The following is a 23,131-nucleotide window of genomic DNA, read 5'->3' on the forward strand; positions in this document are numbered from 1 at the left end:
CTTCGGTCGTGGCGGGAGGGCGGCGTTGGCGGGTCGGAGCGGCGGGGGTCAGCCGCCGGGGGCTGGTTCCGGGGCGGGCTGCTCGGGAGCGGGGGCCGCGTCCGACTCGTACGTCCAGGTGTCCGTCTGCCCGGCGATCTGCACCTCGATGGTCACGGTGGTGGTCCGGAGCGGTGACAGGGCAGATGTCGGCACGACCGAGTTCGTCGTGTACGCCACGTCCTGATCGTCGCTCCCACGACCGTCGAAGCGCACGGTGTACGTGGGGGTGGCGCGACCGTTCGAGGGATCCTGAACGTTGAGGGCCGCGCCCTCGACGGGTTGCTGCACGATCGGCTTGGTGATGATCGGGGTTGCGGAGTTGGATTCCGAAGACGCGGGACCGCAGTAGTCGTAGTTGTTGCTCGGTCCGCGGCAGCCCTGCACCTCGATCGAGACCGCCGTCCCGTAGCCCAGTGCTGCCGTGGGCCCGGAAGGTGCGTCCTGCCATCCACCACCGTTGTAGCGAACACGGTAGTGATCGGCGCGTCCGGACTTCACGCCGTACCCCTCTGCGACCAGCTGGTACACGCCGTTGTCCCGGTCGGTCTTCACGACACGGATCGAGGGTGTGCTGGCCTGGCCAGGACGCTCGTAGCTCGTCACGGACGTCGTCGCTCGGCTGACGCTGCAGAACCCGTAGGTGTTGGACGCCACGACGACGTAACTGGTCGTGCTGCCGTCCGCAGCGTTGCCGTCGCGCAGCGTCCCGCCTCCGGGGCCCGTGCTGTCGACCTGCTGACCGCCGCCGATCGGGCCGCAGGTGACCTGCCCCCCGACCCGGACGAGCGCGTACGACTGGATCGGCGCACCTTGACCGTCGGACTTGGAGTAATCGACGCTGACGACCGTGCGACCGGAGGACGCATCGACGTTCGGATCCCCCACGGAGACGGCTGTCGGTACACCGACTGCGCTCCCGGTGGCGGACGCGGAGTTCCACTGCACCACCGTGCCGTTGCGGTCTGCGGCGTTGCGGGCTGACACGGTGACCGTGTACTGGGCGGCACTCTGGGCACCGGTGAACGAGGTGCTCGTGGCGGTGCCGGTGTTGCGGGTGTCGGACAAGCCCGGACCCTCGATCGTCACGACGTAGTTGTCGACCGCGCTGCCGTTGTTCGGCGCGGACACCTTCCCCCACTTGACGTCGAGCTGGTTCGGCGTCGACCTACTGGGCGTGACCGTGATGCCCTTCGGCGGTGCCGGCACGAAGTCCGCGCTCATCGGACCCGAGCGGGCCGACGGCTTCGAGTCACCGATCGCGTTGGTCGCCACGACCTGGAACCGGTAGGACGCCTTCGGGTCGAGGCCGGTGACCGTGCACACCGTCGCGGTCCCGCAGTTCTTCGAGACGCCGTTGGTCCCGATGACGCGGTAGCCCGTGATGGGCGAGTTGTTGCCCTGCGGGGTCGCCCACGTCAGCGTGGCCTGGCCACCGACGTAGGAGCCGGTGCGGGTGGGCGCACCCGGTGCGTCCGGGACGTCCTGCACCGAGATCGTGACGTCGCCCCAGACGTACCGGTCGGGGTCGTTCGTGGCGTCCGCCACCTGGTACTGCAGGTGCGCGTCGCCGGGCTTCGCGGTTCCGGCGACCGCGACCTGCAGACGCGAGCGATCACCGCTCGGCGTGACGGTGACACCCTTCGGGAGTCCGCCGGACAGACCGCGGATGTTCACGACGCGCAGCCGCTCGCCGGGGAACGGGTTGGTCGGCTGGTCGTTCCTCAGGACGTCGATGGTGGTGGTCGACCCGCGCTTCGTCACCGCGCGGTCGGCGCCGGGCTGGACCGCCGGCCGGGTGGAGGCGACGACGCCGACGGTCACCGTGCCCGCGCGACCGGCGTTGGCGTCGTCCGCGACCCCGATCCCGATCGACGCGGTGGTGTTCTTCTTCGCGGTGTCGGCGACCGCGATGGTGAGCTGCTGCTTCGCGATCGACGCGGTCGTCCCGGCGGCGGGCCGGCCGACGATCGAGTACCGGAGCTCCGGCAGGTCCTTCGGGTACGGGTAGTCGGTGAGCTTCGTCAGGTCGATCTTCCGCGTCTCGCCCGGCTGCATCTCGATCGAGGAACCCGCGAACGCCGGCGGCTGGTTCGACCGGGGCGTGACCGTGATCGGGAGCACGAGGGTGGCGACGCGACCCTTGCCGCCGTTCGCCGACGAGCCGTCGGTGACCTCGAACGAGATCGACGCCTTGCCGTAGTAGAGCTTCGACGACGTGAACTGCAGCGTCGACGAGTCCACCACCAGACCCTGCCCGTTCGCGTGGGTGGCCTTGACCGTGCCGCGGTCGGTGATCTTCGCGGTCTGGCCGTTCGCCGTCACGACGAAGTCCTGCAGCGGGATGCGGACCGTGGCCTCGCTCTTCACCGTGACCGCGCCGGCGCTGCGGTTGATCTGGGGCAGGGCGTCGTCGAAGCCCGGCACGTTGATGAAGCCGTAGGAGACGATGTCCGGGTGGTCGAGCCGGGCGACCGAGAAGGGGATCACCTGCGATTCGTCGGTCAACCGGACCGTGATGCGGCCGTCGTCGGTGGGCGTCGCCGTGTCGCCGTAGCCGGGGACGACCCCGACCCGGAGGTCGGCCGCGGTGCCCTCGGCGAAGAAGACGTTGTCGAGCACGTCGACGGTCACGCTCTGCCGCCGCAGGATGTCCTGCAGGTCGAGGGTCGTGTCGTCGACCTCGGGCCGGAGCGGCTGTGCGTCCGGGTCGACGGTCACCGTGAGGAAGGCCGTGCTCGATCCCCCGCTGCTGTTCGCGACGGTGTAGAGCACCGCGTAGTCACCGCGCTTCGCCGACTTCGGGGGCGTGACACGGATCTGCTGCTTCCGGAGGATCTTCGCGGTGACGTCCTCGGCCGTCGGCTCGGCCTGTGCGACGGTGAGCTGCCCGCCCTCGGGGTCGGAGTCGTTCTGCAGGACACGCACCGTCACCGACCCACCGGGACGGATCGTGACGTGGTCGGCCTCGGCCACGGGGTTCGAGGCCTGCTCGGCGCGGGGTGCGATGCCCACCCGCACGGTGCCGGACGCGCGGGCCCCGAGAGCGTCCACGACCGTGTAGGTGAACTCGTCGGTCCCTGCCGAGTAGTCGCCCGCCTCGTAGGTCAGGGCGTCCGAGGCCACGTCGGCGACCGATCCCTTGTCGGGGTTGGAGCCCACGCCGACGAGCTGGACGGAGTCGCCGTCCGGGTCGATCCCGTTCAACGGCACGCTGATCCGCACCGACGACCCGGCGACGACGCGCGCGGTGACGGTCTGCGGGACCGGCGGGTTGTTGGTCGCGGCGTCACGCTCGCGCACCGAGATCGACACGGCGGCGTCGGCGTACTGGCCGTCCGGGCCGGCCACCCGGTAGACGGCGGTGTAGTTGCCCGGGGTCTTCGGAGCGAGGTAGCGCAGGTGGTCGCCGGAGACGAACAGCAGGCCGCCGTCGCCGGGCACGTTCTGCACCAGCTCGGGCTGCAGCGTCAACGGTTCGCCCTCGGGCTGGGTGTCGTTGCCGAGCACGTCGATGTTCGCGACGTCACCCACGCGCACGGTGGCGGTGTCGGGCTGCGCGACGGGGGGCTGGATCCGGTCGGGCTTCGGGATCTCGACGACGGTGATCGTGCCCGGGGACGACGCCAACCCGTTCGTCTCCGTGTACCCGAACGACACCGGGCCGTCGAGCGGCGCCGTGAGCGTGACGCGGACCTTGTGCTGGTCGAGGATGCTCGCCTGCACGCCGCTGCCCCGTTCGGGTCCGTCGAGCGCCGTCACGAGCAGCACCCCGCCCGCCGGGTCGATGTCGGTCGCGGTGACGTCCGAGTCCTTGGTGGACAGGGTGTTGACGAACACCGTCTTCGGCGTGGTGATCGGCGCCGTCGAGGCGTCCGGCGGCGCCAGGACAGTCACCCGGACGATGCCGCTCGACGTCTTCACACCGTCGGTCACCGTGTACTCGAGCTGGTGGTCGCCCGCCCGCTCTCCCTGCACCCGGAAGGTCCCGGCGTCGTAGCTCGGGGTGACGGTCAGCCCGGATGCCGACGACACGCTGGTCAGCGTCACGGTGCCGTTGCCACCACGCACGTGGTCGAGCGGCTCGACCGTGAAGGCCTTGCCGGCGTACCCGGACACGGGGAACGGATCGGCGCGCAGCGGGACGGTGCCCTGCTTGGCCACCCGCACCGTCACGGCACCTCGGCCGTCGGCGCGTCCGTCGCTCACGACCAGCTGCACCGACCGCTCACCGGTGCGGCCGCTGTCGTTCCGGAAGTCGAGCAGGCCGTCCGGTGTGGTGGACACCCGGTCGCCGTTCGACGCGGTCGCCGACTCCAGGTACACCGGGTCGCCGTCCGGGTCGATCCAGTCACCGAGCACGTTCGAGACGACGTGCCCGTTCTGGACGACGTCGGCCGAGGTGTCACGGACCTGCCGCGGCGCCTCGTTCTCGCTGTCGGGGCGCACGCTGATCCGGACCGTCGCGGTGTCCGATCCGCCGTTGCCGTCAGTGATCGTGTACGGGAACGTCACGGTCCCGGTGGCGCGCGACGACAGCGTGACCTGCAGACGTTGGCCGTCGCCGACGATCGCGACGCGTCCGGCGGACTTCGAGATGGTGCCGACCTCGCTCACGATGATCGGGTCGCCGTTCGGGTCGTAGTCGTTCAGCAGGACCGGGAGGCTCGTGGTGCGTCCCGGACGAGCGCCCAGTTCGTCGTCCACCGCCACCGGCGGCTTCTGGTCCTTGTCGACCTCGGGGTCGTCGTCGGAGACCTGCTCCTGCTGCTGCTCGTCGTCCTGCTTGATCAGGTCGGCCCAGTTGTCGATGAGCTGACCACTCCGGTCGATCGCCCAGGATCGGCCGCTCGTCGGGTCGTTGGCGACCACGGTGTCGCCGTTGTGCAGGATCTGCAGTTCGCTCGTGCCGCCGGTGCTCGCCAGCCGCTGCAACGCGCTGCCGTCGCACGTGTCGATCGCCTGTCCGCCCGCCCACGCCGCGTACGTGCAGGAGCCGTCGACGTAGGGCCGCGCGGCTCGTCCGGACACCTGGAGCGCGGTGGCGTCCACGGCGCCGGAGGCGCTGACACGGACCAGGCCCGCCGTGCCCGCGACCGTGACCTGGGCCGTGCGGTCCGACGACCGCTGGAGGGCCGGCGACGACCCCACCCGGTCGCCGAGCTCGACGGTGCGGCCGTCGACCGACAGGGCACCGCTCGTGCGGTCGAGCACGGCGAGGTGCCCGTCGAACGTGGCGACCTGGAAGTCGTCGCCCCGGTCCATGTCGACCTTCCACCGTTCGGCGACGGTGAGTGTCGCGCCGACGTCGACCAGCGACGCCGTCCCGGTCTTCGCGGAGTAGACCGCCACGTGGCCGTCGGAGGCGTCGAAGACGGTGTCGGCGCCCAGTGTCAGGTCGGCCTTGGCGGACGCGTCGAACTCGGCGAGGTCGCTCGCGGGGGTCGACCAGAGCTCGCCCGTGTCCGCGTTGCCGATGACCGCGGTGTTGCCCGCGAAGAAGACCTGCGGCGTCCCGGCAGGCAGCGTGATCGCATCACCCACGGTGGCGTCGGCGACGTCGACCCGGGCGACCGTGCCCTTGGTCTCGTCGACGCTGTAGACGGTGGAACCGCGCTGCAGCACGGACAGGTCGTCGCTGGCGGTCTCGACCGCGGTGTTGAGCTGCAGGATGCCGGTGTTCGCCCGGCCGACGGCGCCGTACTGGGCAGAGGGCACCCAGACGGTGCCGTCGCCGAGGTCGACGCGTTGTGTGTGGTACCCGGTGGAGACGATGGCCGTGGTCGCGACGACAGCGGCGACGAGCACCGAGGCGCCGGTGGTCACGGCTGCGGAGCGGTGCTTCGCGAGGAGGGCGCGGATCACCCGGCGCTCCCGATCGTCGCGCACTTCTGCGCGCTCGCAGCGCCCGTCTTGCCGTCCCGGTTCACCGCGACGGCGATGCACTCCTCGTCGCCGCGTTCACCGGAGACGACGAAGGTCGTGCCGGTCTGCTGGCTCGAGGACCCGTTGGACGAGATGACGTACGTGTCGCCGCTGCGCAGCCCCGGGTCGGTCCAGCTGAAGGACACGGACTGCGGTGACGGCTCGGCCCGGACCTCGGCCACGACCGGGATGGCCCCCGCGCCGAGCCGACCCACGACGACGACCGTGGCGATCACGAGGGCGGCGACCACGACGACGGCGAGGGACGTCGCCCAGACCAGGGTCGAACGGGTCCGGCGACGGGCACGGGTCACGGACCCGGTGCGGTGCACGGTGCCGACGCTGTGCGAACCGCCGGCCACGACCCCGCCCTGCACCGCGCGGCGGGTCCGACGACGCGCACCGACCCGGGTGGGTGGCTGCAGCTCACGGATCACGGTGCGGTCACCGTGCGCGGTGGGCGTCGAGATCGCCCAGGCCTCGACCGCGACGTCGGCGGACGTCTGCGGGATGCCGAGCTCGGCTTCGACCTGCTGGAACCCCCGTACGAGTTCCATCACCGTCGCGGGGCGTCCCTGCGGCTTGCGGGACAGCGCCGAGGCGAGCAGGCGCTCCAGCGAGGGCGGCACGTCGGTTCGACCGGTGGGCTTCACGCCGCCCTTGTCGATCCGGTGCATCAGGTCGTTCGCACCGTTCTTGCCGCCGCGGACCTCGAACGGGCTGCGGCCGGCGAGGAGCGAGTACACCGTCGCCGCGAGTGAGTACACCTCGGACTGGATCGTGCCGCGCGACTCGTCGATCAGGACCTCGGGCGCGGACCACGGGATCGACATGCCGATCGGCTCGTCGGGGTCGGTGCCCCCGATCGTCGCGGCGATGCCGAAGTCGGAGAGCACGGGGTTGCCGTAGGCCGTCAGCAGGATGTTCGACGGCTTGATGTCGCGGTGCAGCACGCCCTCACGGTGTGCGGTCTCGAGCGCCGACCCGATGCGGATGCCGATCGACAGCACCTCGGACACCGGGATCGGTTCGCGACGGTAGCGCTCGCTGAGGGACGAGGAGCAGAGCTCCATGACCAGGTAGGGACGGCCGTCAGCGGCGACGCTGGCCTGGAAGACGGTGAGGATCGACGGGTGGGTGCTGAGCCGGGCCATCAGGTTGGCCTCGGCCTGGAACATCTGCCGGACGCGGTCGTCGACGACCTCGTCCAGCAGCACCTTCACCGCGACCTGTCGTCGGGGCATGTCCTGCTCGTAGAGGAAGACGTCGGCGAAGCCACCGGACCCGAGGACGTGGACGGGACTGAACCCGCCGATCACGGGCGGGTTGGACGGCAGGCGTCTCGCCATGGTCCTCTCCTCCCCCGGCCGAGCGGCCAGCTCTCTCGACGTGGCCATGTCATTGTACGAAGCGTGGGTGACCGACATTCCGCACGCCGATCCCCCACAGTTCGACGTGTTCCCCCAGTTCGGGGGCCAGCTAGTGCCGCGGCAGCGTGTCCTCGAGGTCGCCGTCGTCCGGCGCGGCATCGACCTGCAGCACGACGACGGTGACGTTGTCGCGACCGCCGGCCACGACGGCGTCGCCCACCAGGCGCTCCGCCAGGTCCTGCGCACCCGGCTCACGTGCCGCGATGCGCGCGATGCCGGCGTCGCCGAGCTCCTTGGTCAGCCCGTCGGAGCAGACGATGTAGCGGTCACCGGCCCGCAGGGGCAGGGTCCACCAGTCCGGTGCCGGCGGTTCGCCGAAGCCGACCGCACGAGTGATGACGTTGCTGTCCGGGTGCTGCTCGGCATCCTCGGCGCGCAGCAGACCGGCGTCCACCATCTCCTGCACCACCGAGTGGTCGACGGTGACGCGGCGGAGCACGCCGTCCTCGATGCGGTAGGTGCGGGAGTCCCCGACGTTGAACACGAGCGCAGCGGGCTGACCGAGCGAGGCCACGAGCGCGATCCCGGTGACGGTGGTGCCCGCGCCGATCGCGTTGCCGCCGGCTGCGCGCTCGATGTCGGCGGTCGCGAGGAGCAGGGCACGCTGGATGCCCTGGCGCGTGGTGAACGGTTCGGCCGTCACCTGTTCGAGCCGACGCACGACCGCGTCGCTGGCGCGGTCGCCCGCGAGGTGCCCACCCATGCCGTCGGCGACGACGAAGAACGGCGCGCCCACGATGTAGCTGTCCTCGTTGTGGTCACGCCGTCGACCGACGTCGGTCGCGGCTCCCCACGAGAGCGTCAGGGTGGCGCCGTCGGCACCGGGGACGTCGATGGCGTGCGCAGTGGCTGCTCGGCCGAGTTCGGTCACGTGTCAGGATCGCTCTCTGGTGGGTCGGGGCGTGCCGTGTGCTGTCTGATCGGAGGGCCACGGGGGAACCGGAGGCAGACCCTCTGCCGTCGGTGCGACCCGGAGGTACGGCGAGAGGACCTCGATGGCGTTGCCGTCACCGATCTCGACTACCGTACCCGTCAGCGCGACGATCGACGCACCCGACGCCATGCGGTAGGCGGGCGCACCGGCCGGGCGGACCACGGTGCCGTTCGTCGACCGGAGGTCCTGCACGACGACGGCTTCGCCCTCGGCGTGCATCAGGACGTGGGACGACGACACCTGCCCGTACGCCGACCGCACGGTCACGAGTTCGGGCTGCGGACCACGGGTGACCCGGGGCAGCGACGGCCGGCGGCCGATGACCACCGGGTGGTCGAGCCGGAAGGTGCGGTCGCCGATGCGGATCGAGGGCACACGTGCCGCAGGTGCGGCGGGTGCCGACGGGGCGGACTGGAGGCCCGGGGCGGCACCCACGAGCGGGCCCGCTCCGGCGCCGGGTCGCGCCGGCACCCGGACGATGGTGTCCTCCGGATCGACGTCGTCCACCGCTGCCGGTGACTGGCCGGGTGCACCGACCGGGGGTCGGATGACCGTGTCACCGAGGACTCCGTCGTCGGAGTCAGAGTCAGGATCGCGACCGGCGCCGGCTCCGGCTCCGGCTCCGGGGAGGACGGGACCTTCGCCGCGGATGACGGTGTCACCGACGGCGTCCGCCGTCCGGTCGCCCGCCGGCGATCGTCGGGGTCGCCGGATGACGGTGTCCTCGATGTCGTCGTCGTACAACCGGAGCCCTCCCAGTGTGGTCTCCCCCACCGTAGACGATCCGGTCGACCCCACGTCATCGACGCTCCCACGACGGCCCGCTGCCCGCGACGACCGAGCGCAGGACGAGCCCCGCGAGCGGGTCGTCGGCGCGCGTCTCGAGGGCGTACCGGGCACGCGTCTCCGCCCGGGCCCAGGACCCCAGCGCCCACGCACACCAGGCACCGAGCGACAGGGCACCGGCGGCACCCGACGATCCGTCGAAGGGGCCGTCCTGCGCCCGCCACACTCGCCACGCGTCGGCGCACCGGTCACCGGCGAGCCGCACGCGGGCACGATCGGGAGCCGGGCCGAAACCGTGGAGCGCCGGTGGTGTCGGGTCGGCGAAGGGGTCGAACACCCGGATCGACCGCGGGTCCGGCGTGCCCTGCGCCGCGATGAACGGCACCAGGGCCATCCGGGGCGCGAGTGCGCCGCACGCGGTCACCACGGCCGTCGCAGCCACCGTCGACAGGTCCGCCCGGCCGGGCGCGACCAGCGCGGCCGCTGCGGCGGGGAGGGTGACCGCCGCGGCGATCTCGCGAGGGAAACGGACTGCGGAGCCGGGGCCGGACTTTGCCGTGAGAGGGATCATGCACGCCATCGAAGCGTGCTGCGGGCCTCCAGGCAGGGGCGCCCCGGCCATCTGTGGACCGGAGCTGCCCCACCCACGCCTGTGGAGGACGAGCAGGCGGAAACCGCTCAGGCGGCGACGGGCTCCAGGCTCTCGGCGACCAGGTCCCAGCCGCCCTCGTTGCGTTCGACGACCACGCCGTTCGCCGCCGCCCAGACGACCAGGTCGCCCATGCTGCCGATGCTCGCGCCGGTGCGGGCGAGCAACGCCACCAGGCGGCCCTTCGCGGTCTTGTTCCAGTGGTTCAGTGCACGACGACGACCGGAGCCGTCGACGCTCACCACCCGTGGTGTGACCGCTCCGGACACGGGCCCGAGCTGCCGGTACCCCTCGGACCGCAGGTCGAGTACCAGGCCGTCCGCACGGGTCAGCAGGGAACGGGTCGACACCGCGGGCCAGTGCGCGGCCAACCGGATCGAACCGAGCCGCGAGTCGTGCGACAGCCGGTACGCCGGGATCGGGTCACCGGCGCCGATCGGGCCGAACATCGCGGACTGCACGATCACGTGCTCCGCCCACCATGCACGCGTCATGGCGTCCGCGTCCTGCGCGCGCAACGGGTCGTAGAGGACCCCCGTGTACCGCTCGATCGCGGGCATGGTGCCCGCGGTGTCGAGCTCGAGGTTCCGGAGGCGCTCGGCGATCGACTTCGGACCGAGCTTGAGTGCCGTCCTGGCCGAGGACTCCTCGGAACTGACGAAGCGGGCCGCGGTGATCACCGCGGCCCGCTCATCGGCCAGTTCCGGGAACGAGAGTGCACGCAGATCGAGCGTGCGGCTCGTGTCCCCGCCCTCCCGCTTCGTCTCCGAAGGCGGGAGCAGGACGGTCAGTCCGGTCAGGACGCCAGCGCGGCCTGCCGCGCGACGATCGTCACCGTGTCGTGCTCGACCGACAGGAAGCCGTCCTCGGCGTCGACCGCAACGGTCGACCCATCGGCCCGCGTGATGCGGACCTGACCCTGCGCCAGGATCGCGAGCATCGGCTCGTGTCCGGCGAGGATTCCGATCTGGCCCTCTGTCGTCCGTGCGACGACCATGGTGGTGTCGCCCGACCAGACCTCACGGTCAGCCGAGACGACGCTCACGCTGAGACCCGCCATGTCAGCGGTTCTCCTTCTGGATCTGAGCCCACTTCTCTTCCACGTCGTTGATGCCACCGACGTTGAAGAACGCCTGGGTCGCAACGTGGTCGAACTCGCCGTCGGCGATGGCGCGGAACGACTCGATGGTGTCCTTGAGCGGCACCGTGGAGCCCTCGACGCCCGTGAACTTCTTCGCCATGTAGGTGTTCTGCGAGAGGAACTGCTGGATACGACGAGCGCGCTCGACCGTGATCTTGTCCTCTTCGGAGAGCTCGTCGACACCGAGGATGGCGATGATCTCCTGCAGTTCCTTGTTCTTCTGGAGGATCTGCTTGACGCGCGTGGCCGTCTCGTAGTGGTCGGCACCCAGGTAGCGCGGGTCCATGATGCGCGACGTCGACGCCAGCGGGTCGATCGCGGGGTACAGACCCTGCGACGCGATCTCACGGGAGAGCTCGGTCGTCGCGTCGAGGTGCGCGAACGTGGTGGCCGGAGCCGGGTCGGTGTAGTCGTCAGCCGGCACGTAGATCGCCTGCAGCGAGGTGATCGAGTGACCACGCGTCGAGGTGATGCGCTCCTGGAGCACACCCATCTCGTCGGCGAGGTTGGGCTGGTAGCCCACGGCGGACGGCATGCGGCCGAGCAGCGTCGAGACCTCGGAGCCGGCCTGCGTGAAGCGGAAGATGTTGTCGATGAAGAGGAGCACGTCCTGCTTCTGGACATCGCGGAAGTACTCCGCCATCGTCAGCGCCGACAGGGCCACGCGGAGACGCGTTCCCGGCGGCTCGTCCATCTGGCCGAACACGAGGGCCGTCTTGTCGAAGACACCCGCCTCTTCCATCTCACCGATGAGGTCGTTGCCCTCACGGGTGCGCTCACCGACACCGGCGAACACCGACACACCGCCGTGGTCCTGCGCAACGCGCTGGATCATCTCCTGGATGAGGACGGTCTTGCCGACGCCCGCACCACCGAAGAGGCCGATCTTGCCACCCTGCACGTACGGGGTGAGGAGGTCGATGGACTTGATACCGGTCTCGAACATCGAGGTCTTGGACTCGAGCTGGTCGAAGGCCGGGGCCTTGCGGTGGATCGGCCAGCGCTCGGTGATCTCGAGCTTCTCGTCCGTGTTGAGCACGTTGCCGAGGACGTCGAAGACCTTGCCCTTGGTGACGTCGCCGACGGGGACCGAGATCGGAGCGCCCGAGTCACGGACCTCCTGGCCACGGACCAGGCCGTCGGTCGGCTTCAGGGAGATGGCACGGACGAGGTCGTCGCCGAGGTGCTGCGCGACCTCGAGGCCGATCTCCTGCGACGAGTCACCGATGGTGATGGTCGTGAACAGGAGGTTGTACATCTCCGGGATTGCGTCGTGGGGGAACTCGATGTCGACGACGGGGCCCGTGACACGGGCGATCCGGCCGACACCGGGCGCCGACGACGTCTCGACCGCGGTGGTTGCGGTGTCGGTCATGGCTGGTGCCTTCCTGAGGGTGGGTATCTGTCCGCGAACGACGCGGACTACTTCTTCTTCGACGAGAGGGCGTCGGCGCCGCCGACGATCTCGGAGATCTGCTGGGTGATCTCCGCCTGACGCGCGTTGTTCGCGAGTCGGGTGAAGTCACGGATCAGCGAGTCGGCGTTGTCGCTGGCCGCCTTCATCGCCTTCTGACGCGCGGCGTGCTCGGAAGCAGCCGACTGCAGCATGGCGTTGAAGATGCGGCTCTCGATGTAGACCGGGAGCAGCGAGTCGAGCACCGCATCGGCGTCCGGCTCGAACTCGTAGAGCGGCAGGGGCTCGTTGCCCTCGGGCTCGTCGATGCCCTCGACGACCTCGAGGGGCAGCAGGCGAACGACCTGCGGCTCCTGGGTCGCCAGGCTGATGAACCGGTTGAACACGATGTGGATCTCGTCCACGCCGCCGTCAGCGGTGTCCTGGAGGAACTTCGCCACGACGGCGTCGCCGATCTCCTTGGCCGTCGAGAACTCCGGCTGGTCGGTGTTGCCGACCCACTGCTGCTCGGACGGACGCTCACGGAACGCGAAGTACCCGACGGACTTGCGGCCGACCAGGTAGTAGACGACGTCCTTGCCCTCGCTGCGGAGCAGGGAGGCGAGCTCCTCGCCCTGCTTGAGGACGTTCGTGCTGAACGCGCCGTTCAGGCCGCGGTCCGAGGTGAAGAGCACAACGGCTGCACGGGTCGACGACTCCGGCTCGGTGGTCAGCACGTGGTCGACGTTCGAGAACGTCGCCACGGCCGACACCGCACGCGTGACGGCCCGCGAGTACGGACCGGACGCAGCCATGCGGGCCTGCGCCTTCTGGATCCGCGACGCCGAGATCAGCTCCATGGCGCGGGTGACCTTCTTCGTGGTCTTCGCCGACTTGATCCGCTGGCGGTAGACCCGGACCTGCGCTGCCATCTAGCGACGACCCTTGACGATCTGCTCCTGGTCGACGTCCTCGGCGTCAGCCGCGTCGAACTGCTCGGAGCCGAGGGTCTTGCCGTCGCTCGTCTGGAAGCTCTTCGTGAACTCGTCGATCTGCTTGTCCATCTCGGCGACGGTCTCGTCGCTGAGCTGGTTCGTTTCGCGCAGCGTCGTGAGGACGTCGGAGTTGCGACGCAGGTGGTCGAGCAGTTCGGACTCGAAGCGGAGCACGTCCGGCACCGGGACGGTGTCGAGCTTGCCGTTCGTGCCGGCCCAGATCGAGACGACCTGCTCCTCGACCGGGTACGGCGAGTACTGCGGCTGCTTGAGGAGCTCGGTCAGACGCGCACCGCGCTCCAGCTGACGACGCGACGCCTGGTCGAGGTCGGACGCGAACATCGCGAACGCCTCGAGCGAGCGGTACTGGGCCAGCTCGAGCTTCAGCGTGCCGGAGACCTTCTTGATCGACTTCACCTGGGCGTCACCACCGACGCGGGACACCGAGATGCCCACGTCGACGGCCGGACGCTGGTTCGCGTTGAAGAGGTCCGACTGCAGGAAGATCTGGCCGTCGGTGATGGAGATGACGTTGGTCGGGATGTAGGCAGAGACGTCGTTCGCCTTGGTCTCGATGATCGGGAGGCCCGTCATCGAACCGGCGCCGAGCTCGTCGGACAGCTTCGCGCAACGCTCCAGCAGACGGGAGTGCAGGTAGAAGACGTCACCCGGGTAGGCCTCGCGGCCCGGCGGACGACGCAGGAGGAGCGACACCGCACGGTAGGCCTCGGCCTGCTTCGACAGGTCATCGAAGATGATGAGGACGTGCTTGCCCTGGTACATCCAGTGCTGGCCGATGGCCGAACCGGTGTACGGGGCGAGGTACTTGAAGCCGGCCGGGTCGGAGGCCGGAGCGGCGACGATGGTGGTGTACTCCATCGCACCGGCGTCCTCGAGCGCACCCTTGACGGAGGCGATCGTGGAGCCCTTCTGACCGATGGCGACGTAGATGCAGCGAACCTGCTTCTCCTCGTCGCCGGACTCCCAGTTGGCCTTCTGGTTGATGATCGTGTCGATCGCGATGGCCGTCTTGCCGGTCTGGCGGTCGCCGATGATCAGCTGACGCTGACCACGGCCGACGGGGATCATCGCGTCGATGGCCTTGATGCCGGTCTGCAGCGGCTGGTGGACCGACTTGCGGGCCATGACGCCGGGAGCCTGGAGCTCGAGGGCACGACGGCCCTCTGCGGCGATCTCGCCGAGACCGTCGATCGGGGCGCCGAGCGGGTCGACGACGCGACCGAGGAAGGCGTCGCCGACGGGGGCGGAGAGGACCTCACCCGTGCGGGTGACCTCCATGCCCTCCTCGATGCCGCCGAACTCGCCGAGCACGATGGCGCCGATCTCGTCTTCGTCGAGGTTCTGCGCCAGGCCGAGCGTGCCGTCCGCGAAGCGGATGAGCTCGTTCGCCATGACGCCGGGGAGACCCTCGACGTGGGCGATGCCGTCACCGGCGTCGGTGACGTGCCCGACCTCGGCCGTGGAGGCCTTCGTCGGCTCGTAGTTCGAGACGAAGTCCTTCAGGGCATCACGGATCTCATCGGGGCTGATGGTGATGTCTGCCATGGGATTTTCCTTGTGGTTTTCCGGGGCCCTTCGGCTCCGAGAGGGTGACGCTGCCGGACTCGGCAGTTCCCGTTGTGGACTTGGGGAGGAGCGGCTTCGACCGTACGCCTAGCCGGCGAGCTGGAGCCGGAGCTCCGAGAGTCGCGTGGACACGGTGCCGTCGATGACGTCGCCGCCGATCTGCACCCGGACCCCGCCGACGACCGTGGGGTCGACGACCTGGTTGATGCTGATGTCCTTGCCGTACCGCTCGGACAGACCGCGCGTGACGCGGGCCGACTGGGCGGGGGTCAGTGGCGTCGCCGTGACGACGGTCGCGACGAGCTTGCCGGCCTGCTCGGCCACGATGCGCGAGGCGTCGCGGACGATCTCACCGATGCGGCGGCCGCGGGGCTGCTGCACCAGGGCCGACACGATCGTGATCGTCTGCTCCGAGGCCTTGGCACCGAGGAGCCGCTCGACGAGCGCGCCCTTCTGCTCGGGGCTGCCGAGCTTGGTGCCGAGCGCCAGCTCGAGGCCGGCGTCCGAGCGGACGGCGGTCTCGAAGGCGAACAGCTCCGACTCGATCGACGAGTCCGGACCCGCGGTGGCGGCGACGGCGCGGATGCCCGCGTCCTCGATGCCCGCGAGCAGGTCCTGCTGCGAGGACCAGCGCGAGCCAGCCACCGCGGTCAGGACCGCACGCGTCGCCTCCGACTGTCCGGCGAAGACACGGTCGATGAGGACCTTCTTGCCGGCCGCGTCGGCCGTGGGGTCGGACAGCAGCCCGAGCAGCTGCGGCGCACCGGCGATCGCACGCCCGGAGGCGAGGATCTCGGCACCCGCGGCCAGGCCGGCGCTCGGACCGAGGTCCGACAGCACCGCCCTGGTGGACGCGAGTGCTTCTCTGGTAGCGCTGCGCATGCTCAGTGCTCCCCCGTCTTCGTGGCCTGCGAGGCCTCGAGGTCGGCGAGGAAGCGGTCGACCACTGCGGTCGACTTGGCGTCGTCCTTGAGGGATTCACCGATCACACCGGACGCGAGGTCCAGCGCGAGGGTGCCCACTTCGGACCGGAGTGCCTGGACGGCGCTCTGGCGCTCGGCCTCGATCTGCGCCTGGGCGTTGGCCGTGATGCGTGCTGCATCGGCGGCCGCCTGCTCGCGGACCTCGTTACCGATCGCCGTGGCGTCGGCACGGGCCTGCTGACGGATGCGCGAAGCCTCGGCACGTGCATCGGCGAGCTGCTTGTTGTACTCGTCGAGCGCAGCAGCGGCCTGCTCCTGAGCGGCCTCGGCCTTCTTGATGCCGCCCTCGATGGCCTCGGTGCGCTCATCGAGCATCTTCGTGATGCGCGGCGTGACGACACGCCACATCACCAGGAAGATGATGACGAAGGCGAGCGCCGACCACACGATGTCGTACACCGGCGGGATCAGCGGATTGTGCGCTTCCTCCGCTGCGATGATGAGTGCGTTCTGCATCGAGGAACCTTAGTTGGTGAAGATGAAGTACGTGGCGATACCGATGAAGGCCAGGGCCTCGGTGAAGGCGATACCGATGTACATGAGGGTCGTCAGGCGGCCCTGGAGCTCGGGCTGGCGAGCGACGGACTCGATCGTCTTACCGACGACGATGCCGACACCGATGGCCGGGCCGATCGCTGCGAGGCCGTAGCCAACCGTCGCGATGTTGCCGTTGATCTCCGCGAGAACGGTCGTTGCGTCCACGTGTTTTCCTTTCGAGGTGCGGGTCCGACGGTCGCCGGTCCCGTAGGGGGTCAGTGAGGAATCAGTGCTCGTCAGCCAGCGCCAGCTGGATGTAGACGGCGGTGAGGAGCATGAAGACGTAGGCCTGCAGCAGCGCGACGAGGACCTCGAAGAAGCTGAACGCGATGCCGAACGCGATGGTCCCGACGCCGAAGGCCTTGAAGCCGAGCGAAGCGTCGAAGAAGAAGAACTGCGTGGCCGAGAAGAACAGGACGAGCAGCAGGTGCCCCACGACCATGTTCATCAGGAGTCGCAGCGTCAGGGTGACGGGACGGAGCACGAAGGTGGAGACGAGCTCGATCGGCGTCACGATGATGTACAGCGGCCACGGCACCCCGGGCGGGAAGAGCGAGTTCTTGAGGAACGTGCCCGGGTGCTTGCGGAGACCGGCGTAGATGAACGCGAGGTACGCGACGATCGCCAGGATCATCGGCATCGCGATACGGCTGGTGCCGGCGAGGTTCATGCCCGGGATCAGACCGGTCAGGTTCATGAACAGCACGCCGAAGAAGATCGTCGCGAGGAGCGGCAGGAAACGCTTGCCGTCCTTCTCTCCGAGGTTGTCGAAGGTGTTGCGACGGACGACGTCGAACGCGTACTCGATGAACGCCTGACCGCGGTTCGGCACGAGCTTCAGTGCACGGGTACCCACGAACGCGAACACCAGGAGCACGGCGACGGCGAAGAAGCGGATGAGGACGACCCGATCGATCTCGAACGGCGTCCCGGCGAAGAAGATCGCATCCGGGAAGAACTCGTTGATCGACGGACCATGGAACTCGGCGGCCTTGCTGCTCCCCGCCGCGACGGTGTCAACCGCAGCGGAGAGGGACAGGGGAAGAGCGTGGGATAGCAGCGCTGTCTCCTGTGTCGGCGCGCGCACATCATGGCACGCGATGGTGGACGTTGTGGAGGCTCGTCCGCCCCGAGCGAAAGGCTCCGGTAGCGGACTTGAAGAAGCCTATCAGGTGCGAGAGGCTTCCCGGCTTCTCAGACGCGGGGGGTCGGGTTCCCAGCGTCCGCGGAGTCGTCGAGGCCGTCGCCCGGCAGCCGGACGCCGATCGGGATGCGGGCTTTCGCGACGGCGACGACGTCGATCACCAGGGAGCCGACGACCCCCGCGATGATCACGATCGCCAGCACCGGGAAGTCGACCCATTCACGGTCCTTGAGCAGGACCAGCAGCACGATGAAGACGATGAACTTGAGCAGCCAGGTGCCCATCACGATGCCGAAGAAGGCACCGGAGATCATCTGGCCCTTGGAGACGCGCAGCGCGACGAGGACACTGACCGCCGTGAGCCCGAGGAACACGACGCTCAGCACGGCGCCGAGCAGTCCCCCGACCAGCCCAGGGCCGTCTGCGACGAGGAACCCGATGAGCCCGCCGACCACCGCCAGGGCGACGGCGAGGACCCCTCCCCAGGTGATGATGCGGCGGAACACCGGCCGGACGTGGTCGAGCGCGTTCGGTGCGGTCACGTGATGTCTCCAGGGATCGTGCGGTCGTTGGCGGCCCGGTCGAGCGGGTCGAGGCTGGCGTCCACCACGGCGGCGGAACGGTTGGCGGTCTGGGCGGCGATCTCGGTGCGTTTCCGACCGAGCGGCGCGAACGTCGCGACGGCGCAGACGGTGAAGCCGACGGACACGAAGACGACGACCCAGTACCAGTCCACGAAGAGGAACAGCAGGCACCCGAAGGCGACGGTCGCGGTCCACGCGTAGAAGATCAGCACCGCGTGGAAGTGCGAGTGCCCCATGTCGAGCAGACGGTGGTGCAGGTGCTTGCGGTCGGCCGAGAACGGCGACTTGCCCGCGCTGAGCCGTCGGGTGACCGCGAGACCGAAGTCCAGGATCGGCACGATCAGGATCGCGAACGGCAGCAGGATCGGGATGAACGCCGGCAGCAGCGCCTGGCGTGTCTGCACCGCCGCCGGGTCGATGTTGCCCGTGACCGACACCGCGCTCGTGGCCATCAGGAACCCGACGAGCAGCGCGCCGGCGTCCCCCATGAAGAGCTTGGCGGGGTGCCAGTTGAGGATGAGGAAGCCGAAGCAGGCCCCGACGAGCACCGCGGTGAGCAGCGACGGCAGGTTGAAGAAGAACTCGGTCTGCACGACCACGCGGTTGATGAAGAACGTGTAGAGGAAGAAGACCCCGCCGGCGATGATCGCGACGCCGGCCACCAGTCCGTCGAGTCCGTCGATGAAGTTCACCGCGTTCATCACGAGCACCACCGCCAGCACGGTGAAGATCAGGCTCATGTACGACGAGCCGACGCCCAGCGTGTTGCCGATGGGCAGCGAGACGATCGCGACGCCCTGCCAGGCGAGGATGCCCGCCGCGATGATCTGCCCGGCGAGTTTCGTCATCCAGTCGAGGTCCCAGATGTCGTCCGCGACACCGAGGACCACGATGATGGTCGCTCCCCCGAGCACCGCGAGCACGCGACCCGGTTCGGAGAACACGAGCCGGAAGTAGTCGGTCCCCGCTATCGACGGGAACAGGAACCAGGCCGCGAGCAGCGAGACGATGACGCCGATGTACATCGCGATGCCGCCGAGCCGCGGCGTCGGGGTGCGGTGCACGTCCCGCTCGCGGACCTGCGGGTACCACTTGTACTTCAGCCCGAGCTTCCAGACGATCAGGCTCATCACGAAGCTCACGACCGCGGCGATGGCCCCGGCGAGCAGGTAGTACTTCATGTGACGAGGTCGGCTCCGACGACCCGGATGATCTCCTCGTCGGGGATCACCCCGTGTCGGACGATGCGGAGCTTCCCGCCGTCCGACAACCCGGTGGCGTCGACGATCGTCGACCCGGTGCTGGCCTCGAAGCCGTCGTGCACCTCGACGGGTCCGCCGTCCAGGTAGATCGCGACGCTGTCTCCGAGCATGCGCTCGGCGGCGTCGACGTCCATCGCGGCCGGGTCGCCCGTGGAGTTCGCGGACGAGACCGCGAGCGGCCCGACCTCCTGCAGCAGCTCGAGGGCGATCCGCGAGTCCGGCATCCGCAGCGCGACGGTGCCGCGTGTCTCGCCGAGGTCCCAGTCGAGCGACGGCTGAGCGTGCAGGATGACGGTCAGCCCGCCCGGCCAGAACTCGGCCACCAGGTCGCGCACCGGCTGCGGGACCTCGCTGGCGAGGGCGTCGAGCGTGGGCGGACCGGGGATGAGCACGGGCGGCGGCGACTGCCGCGTGCGGCCCTTCGCGTCGAGCAGCCGCTGCACGGCCGTCGCGCTGAAGGCGTCCGCGGCGAGGCCGTAGACGGTGTCGGTGGGGACCACGACGAGCTCTCCGCGTCCGAGGGCGGCGCGTGCGAGCCGCATCCCGGTCAGGAGCCCGTCGGAGTCGGTGCAGTCGTATCGGGATGCCATGACTCGACGATGATAGTGCGACACAATGGTGGACATCGTGAACGAGACGCCCGCACCCCCGCTCCTGTTCCTCTTCGACATGGACGACGTCCTGGTCCGGTACGACTGGCAGGTGCGCATGGCCGCACTCTCCGAGTTCACCGGACACGAGTTCCAGGAGCTCCGTCGCCGCTGGTGGGACTGCGGCCACGAGATGCGTGCCGAGGCCGGTGGGTTCGCCGACGGCGACGAGTACCTGGCCGCGTTCGAGCGCGCGATGGAGTGCGATGTCCCCGAGGCCGACTGGGCCCGGATCCGCGGATCCGCCATGACCGAGCTGCCGGAACGCATCGAGGCGGTCCGGATCGCGAGCGAGCACGGGCGTGTCGGACTGCTCACGAACAACGGTCCGCTCGCCGGCCGCTGGATCCACGAGTGGGCGCCGTCCCTGCCCGAGGTCTTCGGCGAACATCTGGACACGTCGAGCAACTTCGGTGCCCGGAAGCCCGAGCCCGAGGTCTTCCAGCGTGCGGTCGCGCACCACGGCGTCCCCGCGGAGCGCACGTTCTTCGCCGACGACATGCCCGAGAACGTCGCGGGAGCGCGGAGCATCGGCATCCACGCGGTCCTGGTCGAGCACGACACCGACCTGCGCGAGCACGTCCGCGCCTTCGTCGCGGCACAGCAGTGCGAGGCCTCCCCCGTCGCGTAGCCCGCCACGCCCGTTCCTTCCCATCACGGTCGCGCTGGAAAGCAGGAACGGGCATACCTGGTCATTCCGAACGACCCGGTACGCCCGATCCCACCAGGTACGCCCGGATCCACCACACGCACGCACGAGTGAGGGACGGGAGGCCCGCCCCACGCCCGCCACGCCCGTTCCTTCCCATCACGGTCGCGCTGGAAAGCAGGAACGGGCACACCTGGTCATCCCGAACGACCCGGTACGCCCGATCCCACCAGGTACGCCCGGATCCGCTCGGCACACGCACGCACGAGTGAGGGACGGGAGGCCCGCCCCGCGCCCGCCACGCCCGTTCCTTCCCATCACGGTCGCGCTGGAAAGCAGGAACGGGCATACCTGGTCATTCCGAACGACCCGGTACGCCCGATCTCACCCGGTACGCCCGGATCCGCTCGGCACACGCACGCACGGCCGAGCGACGGGAGGCGCGGCTCGGCTCCGGCTAGCGCGTGGCGGTGGTCGTGCGGTCGCGCCCCGTCAGGTCGACGTGCGTCTCCGGGGTGCGGAACCCCCGACGCGCCAGGACCTGCCGCACACCGGCGCCCTGCGGCTCGGCGTGCTCGATGACCAGGACTCCCCCGGGCACCAGCAACCGCCAGGCCGTCTCGGCGAGAGCCCGGACGGCGTCGAGGCCGTCGGGACCGCCGTAGAGGGCCATCGCCGGGTCGTGGTCGCGGACCTCGGGGTCGATCGGGATCGCGTCGTCCGGCACGTACGGCGGGTTCGACACGACGACGGACACGGTGCCGTCGAGTTCCGGCAGCGCGTCGGCGAGGTCACCCTCGACGAGTCGGACCGTCCCACCGTGGGCGTCGACGTTCCGCCGGGTCCAGTGCAGGGCCTCGGCCGACCGCTCGACGGCGTAGACCACGGCGTTCGGCACCTCGGTGTCCATCGCGATCGCGATCGCACCGCTGCCGGAGCCCAGGTCCACGGCGATCGGCTCGGGGACCGCGGTCGCCCGCAGCGCGTCGATGCCGAACTGCACGACGCCCTCGGTCTCCGGACGGGGCACGAACACGCCCGGTCCGACGGCCAGGGTGAGCGCGCGGAAGTACGCCTGCCCGGTGATGTGCTGCAGCGGCTCACGGGTGGCCCGGCGCGCGACGGCGTGCCGGAAGCGCTCGACGTGCTCCGGCGCGATGCCGCCACCGATGAGCGCACGGGCCTGGACGGCACCGCGCGAGGTGTCGGTCGCCCACGCGAGCAGCAACTCGGCGTCGACTCGGGGCGTCGGGACGCCGACGGCGACGAGCGCCGCGGTCGCCTGCTCGAGCAGGCGATCCGCGGCGTACGTGAGGGGCGTGTCGGCGGTGATCCGGGCCTCCAGGCTGGGTGAGCGGTTACGCGTCCTGGTCGCCGATGGCGGCCAGACGTGCCTCTTCGTCCGCCTGGATGGCGGACTGGATGACGGGCTCGAGGGCACCGTTCATCACGCGGTCGAGGTCGTACGCCTTGTACCCGGTGCGGTGGTCCGCGATCCGGTTCTCCGGGAAGTTGTACGTGCGGATGCGCTCCGAACGGTCCATCCCGCGGATCTGCGACTTGCGCGCGTCCGAGGCGATCGCATCGAGCTCCTCCTGCTGCCGCGCGAGGATGCGTGCGCGGAGCACGCGCATGCCGGCCTCGCGGTTCTGGAGCTGCGACTTCTCGTTCTGCATCGCCACCGTGATGCCCGTGGGCAGGTGGGTGATGCGGACCGCGGAGTCCGTCGTGTTGACGGACTGTCCGCCCGGGCCGGAGGACCGGTAGACGTCGATCTTGAGGTCGTTCTGGTTGATCTGGACCTCTTCGGGCTCGTCCACCTCGGGGAACACCAGCACGCCGGTGGTCGAGGTGTGGATGCGCCCCTGCGACTCGGTCTGCGGCACCCGCTGGACGCGGTGCACACCACCCTCGTACTTCAGGTGGGCCCAGACGCCCTGCGACGGATCGGTCGTGTTCGACTTGATCGCGACCTGGACGTCCTTGTAGCCACCCAGGTCGGACTCGGTGCGCTCGAGGAGCTCGACCTTCCAGCCCTTGGTCTCGGCGTAGTGCGAGTACATGCGCAGCAGATCGGCCGCGAACAGCGCCGATTCCTCGCCGCCCTCGCCTCCCTTGATCTCCATGATGACGTCACGGCCGTCGTCGGGGTCGCGCGGGATGAGCAGCCGGCGGAGACGCTCCTGGCGCTCCGACAGCTGCTCCTCGAGCCCGGGGACCTCGTCCGCGAACGCTGCGTCTTCACGCGCGAGTTCCTGGGCGGCGGCGAGGTCGTCCCCCGCCGCCTGCCAGGCCTCGTACGCGGACTTGATCTGGTTGAGCTCGGCGTACCGCCGGTTCACCTTCTTCGCCCGGGCCGCATCGGCGTGGAGCGCGGGGTCCGACAGCTGCTGCGTCAGGTCCTCGTGTTCCGCCAGCAGCCCCGCTACCGACTCGAACACGC

At 69.8% G+C, this 23,131-nt stretch carries 20 protein-coding genes; 1 reads left to right on the forward strand and 19 read right to left on the reverse strand.

Annotation, left to right across the window (positions count from 1 at the left end; translation table 11 throughout):
• Positions 1 to 48: 48 nt before the first annotated feature.
• The 17 genes from FFG40_RS13045 to FFG40_RS13125 all read right to left on the reverse strand — a co-directional run bounded on the left by FFG40_RS13045 (position 49) and on the right by FFG40_RS13125 (position 19,979).
• A complete protein-coding gene (locus tag FFG40_RS13045) occupies positions 49 to 5,904 on the reverse strand; it encodes an Ig-like domain-containing protein (protein WP_138803598.1) in 5,856 nt (1,951 codons plus the stop codon).
• The gene (locus FFG40_RS13050; RefSeq protein WP_138803599.1) at positions 5,901 to 7,313 is read right to left on the reverse strand and encodes a serine/threonine-protein kinase; all 1,413 of its coding nucleotides are present in this window, start codon (positions 7,311 to 7,313) and stop codon (positions 5,901 to 5,903) included. Before FFG40_RS13050 ends, FFG40_RS13045 begins: the two co-directional genes overlap by 4 nt.
• A gap of 130 nt (positions 7,314 to 7,443) precedes the next feature.
• Positions 7,444 to 8,265, reverse strand: a complete 822-nt coding sequence (locus tag FFG40_RS13055) for a PP2C family serine/threonine-protein phosphatase (protein WP_017885739.1) — start codon at positions 8,263 to 8,265, stop codon at positions 7,444 to 7,446.
• 3 nt (positions 8,266 to 8,268) lie between these two features.
• A complete protein-coding gene (locus FFG40_RS13060; protein ID WP_138803600.1) occupies positions 8,269 to 9,102 on the reverse strand; it encodes an FHA domain-containing protein in 834 nt (277 codons plus the stop codon).
• A gap of 25 nt (positions 9,103 to 9,127) precedes the next feature.
• Positions 9,128 to 9,685 (reverse strand): hypothetical protein, encoded by a 558-nt coding sequence (locus FFG40_RS13065; RefSeq protein ID WP_138803601.1) that lies wholly within the window; start codon positions 9,683 to 9,685, stop codon positions 9,128 to 9,130.
• Positions 9,686 to 9,792: 107 nt separating this feature from the next.
• On the reverse strand, positions 9,793 to 10,563 hold the full coding sequence (locus tag FFG40_RS13070) for a peroxide stress protein YaaA (RefSeq protein ID WP_313900878.1): 771 nt from the start codon (positions 10,561 to 10,563) through the stop codon (positions 9,793 to 9,795).
• The gene (locus tag FFG40_RS13075) at positions 10,560 to 10,823 is read right to left on the reverse strand and encodes a F0F1 ATP synthase subunit epsilon (RefSeq protein WP_027465776.1); all 264 of its coding nucleotides are present in this window, start codon (positions 10,821 to 10,823) and stop codon (positions 10,560 to 10,562) included. The genes FFG40_RS13070 and FFG40_RS13075 overlap by 4 nt, the downstream gene beginning before the upstream one ends.
• 1 nt (position 10,824) lies before the next feature.
• Complete coding sequence (gene atpD / locus FFG40_RS13080) at positions 10,825 to 12,279, reverse strand: F0F1 ATP synthase subunit beta (protein WP_017885744.1); 1,455 nt, start codon at positions 12,277 to 12,279, stop codon at positions 10,825 to 10,827.
• Between the two features lie 47 nt (positions 12,280 to 12,326).
• The gene (locus tag FFG40_RS13085) at positions 12,327 to 13,229 is read right to left on the reverse strand and encodes a F0F1 ATP synthase subunit gamma (RefSeq protein WP_027465777.1); all 903 of its coding nucleotides are present in this window, start codon (positions 13,227 to 13,229) and stop codon (positions 12,327 to 12,329) included.
• Positions 13,230 to 14,858: a F0F1 ATP synthase subunit alpha gene (atpA, locus tag FFG40_RS13090; RefSeq protein WP_027465778.1), complete on the reverse strand. Its 1,629-nt coding sequence runs from the start codon at positions 14,856 to 14,858 to the stop codon at positions 13,230 to 13,232.
• A gap of 108 nt (positions 14,859 to 14,966) precedes the next feature.
• Entirely contained in the window at positions 14,967 to 15,761 is a 795-nt protein-coding gene (locus tag FFG40_RS13095; protein WP_138803603.1) for a F0F1 ATP synthase subunit delta, read from the reverse strand.
• Between the two features lie 2 nt (positions 15,762 to 15,763).
• On the reverse strand, positions 15,764 to 16,318 hold the full coding sequence (locus FFG40_RS13100; protein WP_138803604.1) for a F0F1 ATP synthase subunit B: 555 nt from the start codon (positions 16,316 to 16,318) through the stop codon (positions 15,764 to 15,766).
• A 9-nt stretch (positions 16,319 to 16,327) separates the two neighbouring features.
• Entirely contained in the window at positions 16,328 to 16,564 is a 237-nt protein-coding gene (gene atpE / locus FFG40_RS13105) for an ATP synthase F0 subunit C (protein ID WP_027465781.1), read from the reverse strand.
• Positions 16,565 to 16,625: 61 nt separating this feature from the next.
• On the reverse strand, positions 16,626 to 17,486 hold the full coding sequence (atpB, locus tag FFG40_RS13110) for a F0F1 ATP synthase subunit A (RefSeq protein WP_027465782.1): 861 nt from the start codon (positions 17,484 to 17,486) through the stop codon (positions 16,626 to 16,628).
• Positions 17,487 to 17,593: 107 nt separating this feature from the next.
• A complete protein-coding gene (locus FFG40_RS13115; protein WP_260678875.1) occupies positions 17,594 to 18,085 on the reverse strand; it encodes a hypothetical protein in 492 nt (163 codons plus the stop codon).
• The gene (locus tag FFG40_RS13120) at positions 18,082 to 19,308 is read right to left on the reverse strand and encodes an MraY family glycosyltransferase (RefSeq protein ID WP_027465783.1); all 1,227 of its coding nucleotides are present in this window, start codon (positions 19,306 to 19,308) and stop codon (positions 18,082 to 18,084) included. Before FFG40_RS13120 ends, FFG40_RS13115 begins: the two co-directional genes overlap by 4 nt.
• Positions 19,305 to 19,979, reverse strand: coding sequence for an L-threonylcarbamoyladenylate synthase (locus FFG40_RS13125; RefSeq protein WP_027465784.1), 675 nt, complete (start codon positions 19,977 to 19,979; stop codon positions 19,305 to 19,307). Before FFG40_RS13125 ends, FFG40_RS13120 begins: the two co-directional genes overlap by 4 nt.
• 37 nt (positions 19,980 to 20,016) lie before the next feature.
• Here FFG40_RS13125 and FFG40_RS13130 point away from each other — a divergent pair, with 37 nt between their 5' ends.
• A complete protein-coding gene (locus FFG40_RS13130; RefSeq protein ID WP_185974182.1) occupies positions 20,017 to 20,670 on the forward strand; it encodes an HAD family phosphatase in 654 nt (217 codons plus the stop codon).
• Positions 20,671 to 21,145: 475 nt separating this feature from the next.
• Here FFG40_RS13130 and prmC read toward each other — a convergent pair whose 3' ends face one another.
• Positions 21,146 to 22,021 (reverse strand): peptide chain release factor N(5)-glutamine methyltransferase, encoded by an 876-nt coding sequence (gene prmC, locus FFG40_RS13135; RefSeq protein ID WP_138804013.1) that lies wholly within the window; start codon positions 22,019 to 22,021, stop codon positions 21,146 to 21,148.
• Positions 22,022 to 22,046: 25 nt separating this feature from the next.
• On the reverse strand, positions 22,047 to 23,129 hold the full coding sequence (gene prfA / locus FFG40_RS13140) for a peptide chain release factor 1 (protein WP_017885756.1): 1,083 nt from the start codon (positions 23,127 to 23,129) through the stop codon (positions 22,047 to 22,049).
• Between the last annotated feature and the right edge of the window lie 2 nt (positions 23,130 to 23,131).

Source organism: Curtobacterium sp. KBS0715 (genome assembly GCF_005938005.2).
Classification (GTDB): Bacteria; Actinomycetota; Actinomycetes; order Actinomycetales; family Microbacteriaceae; genus Curtobacterium; species Curtobacterium flaccumfaciens.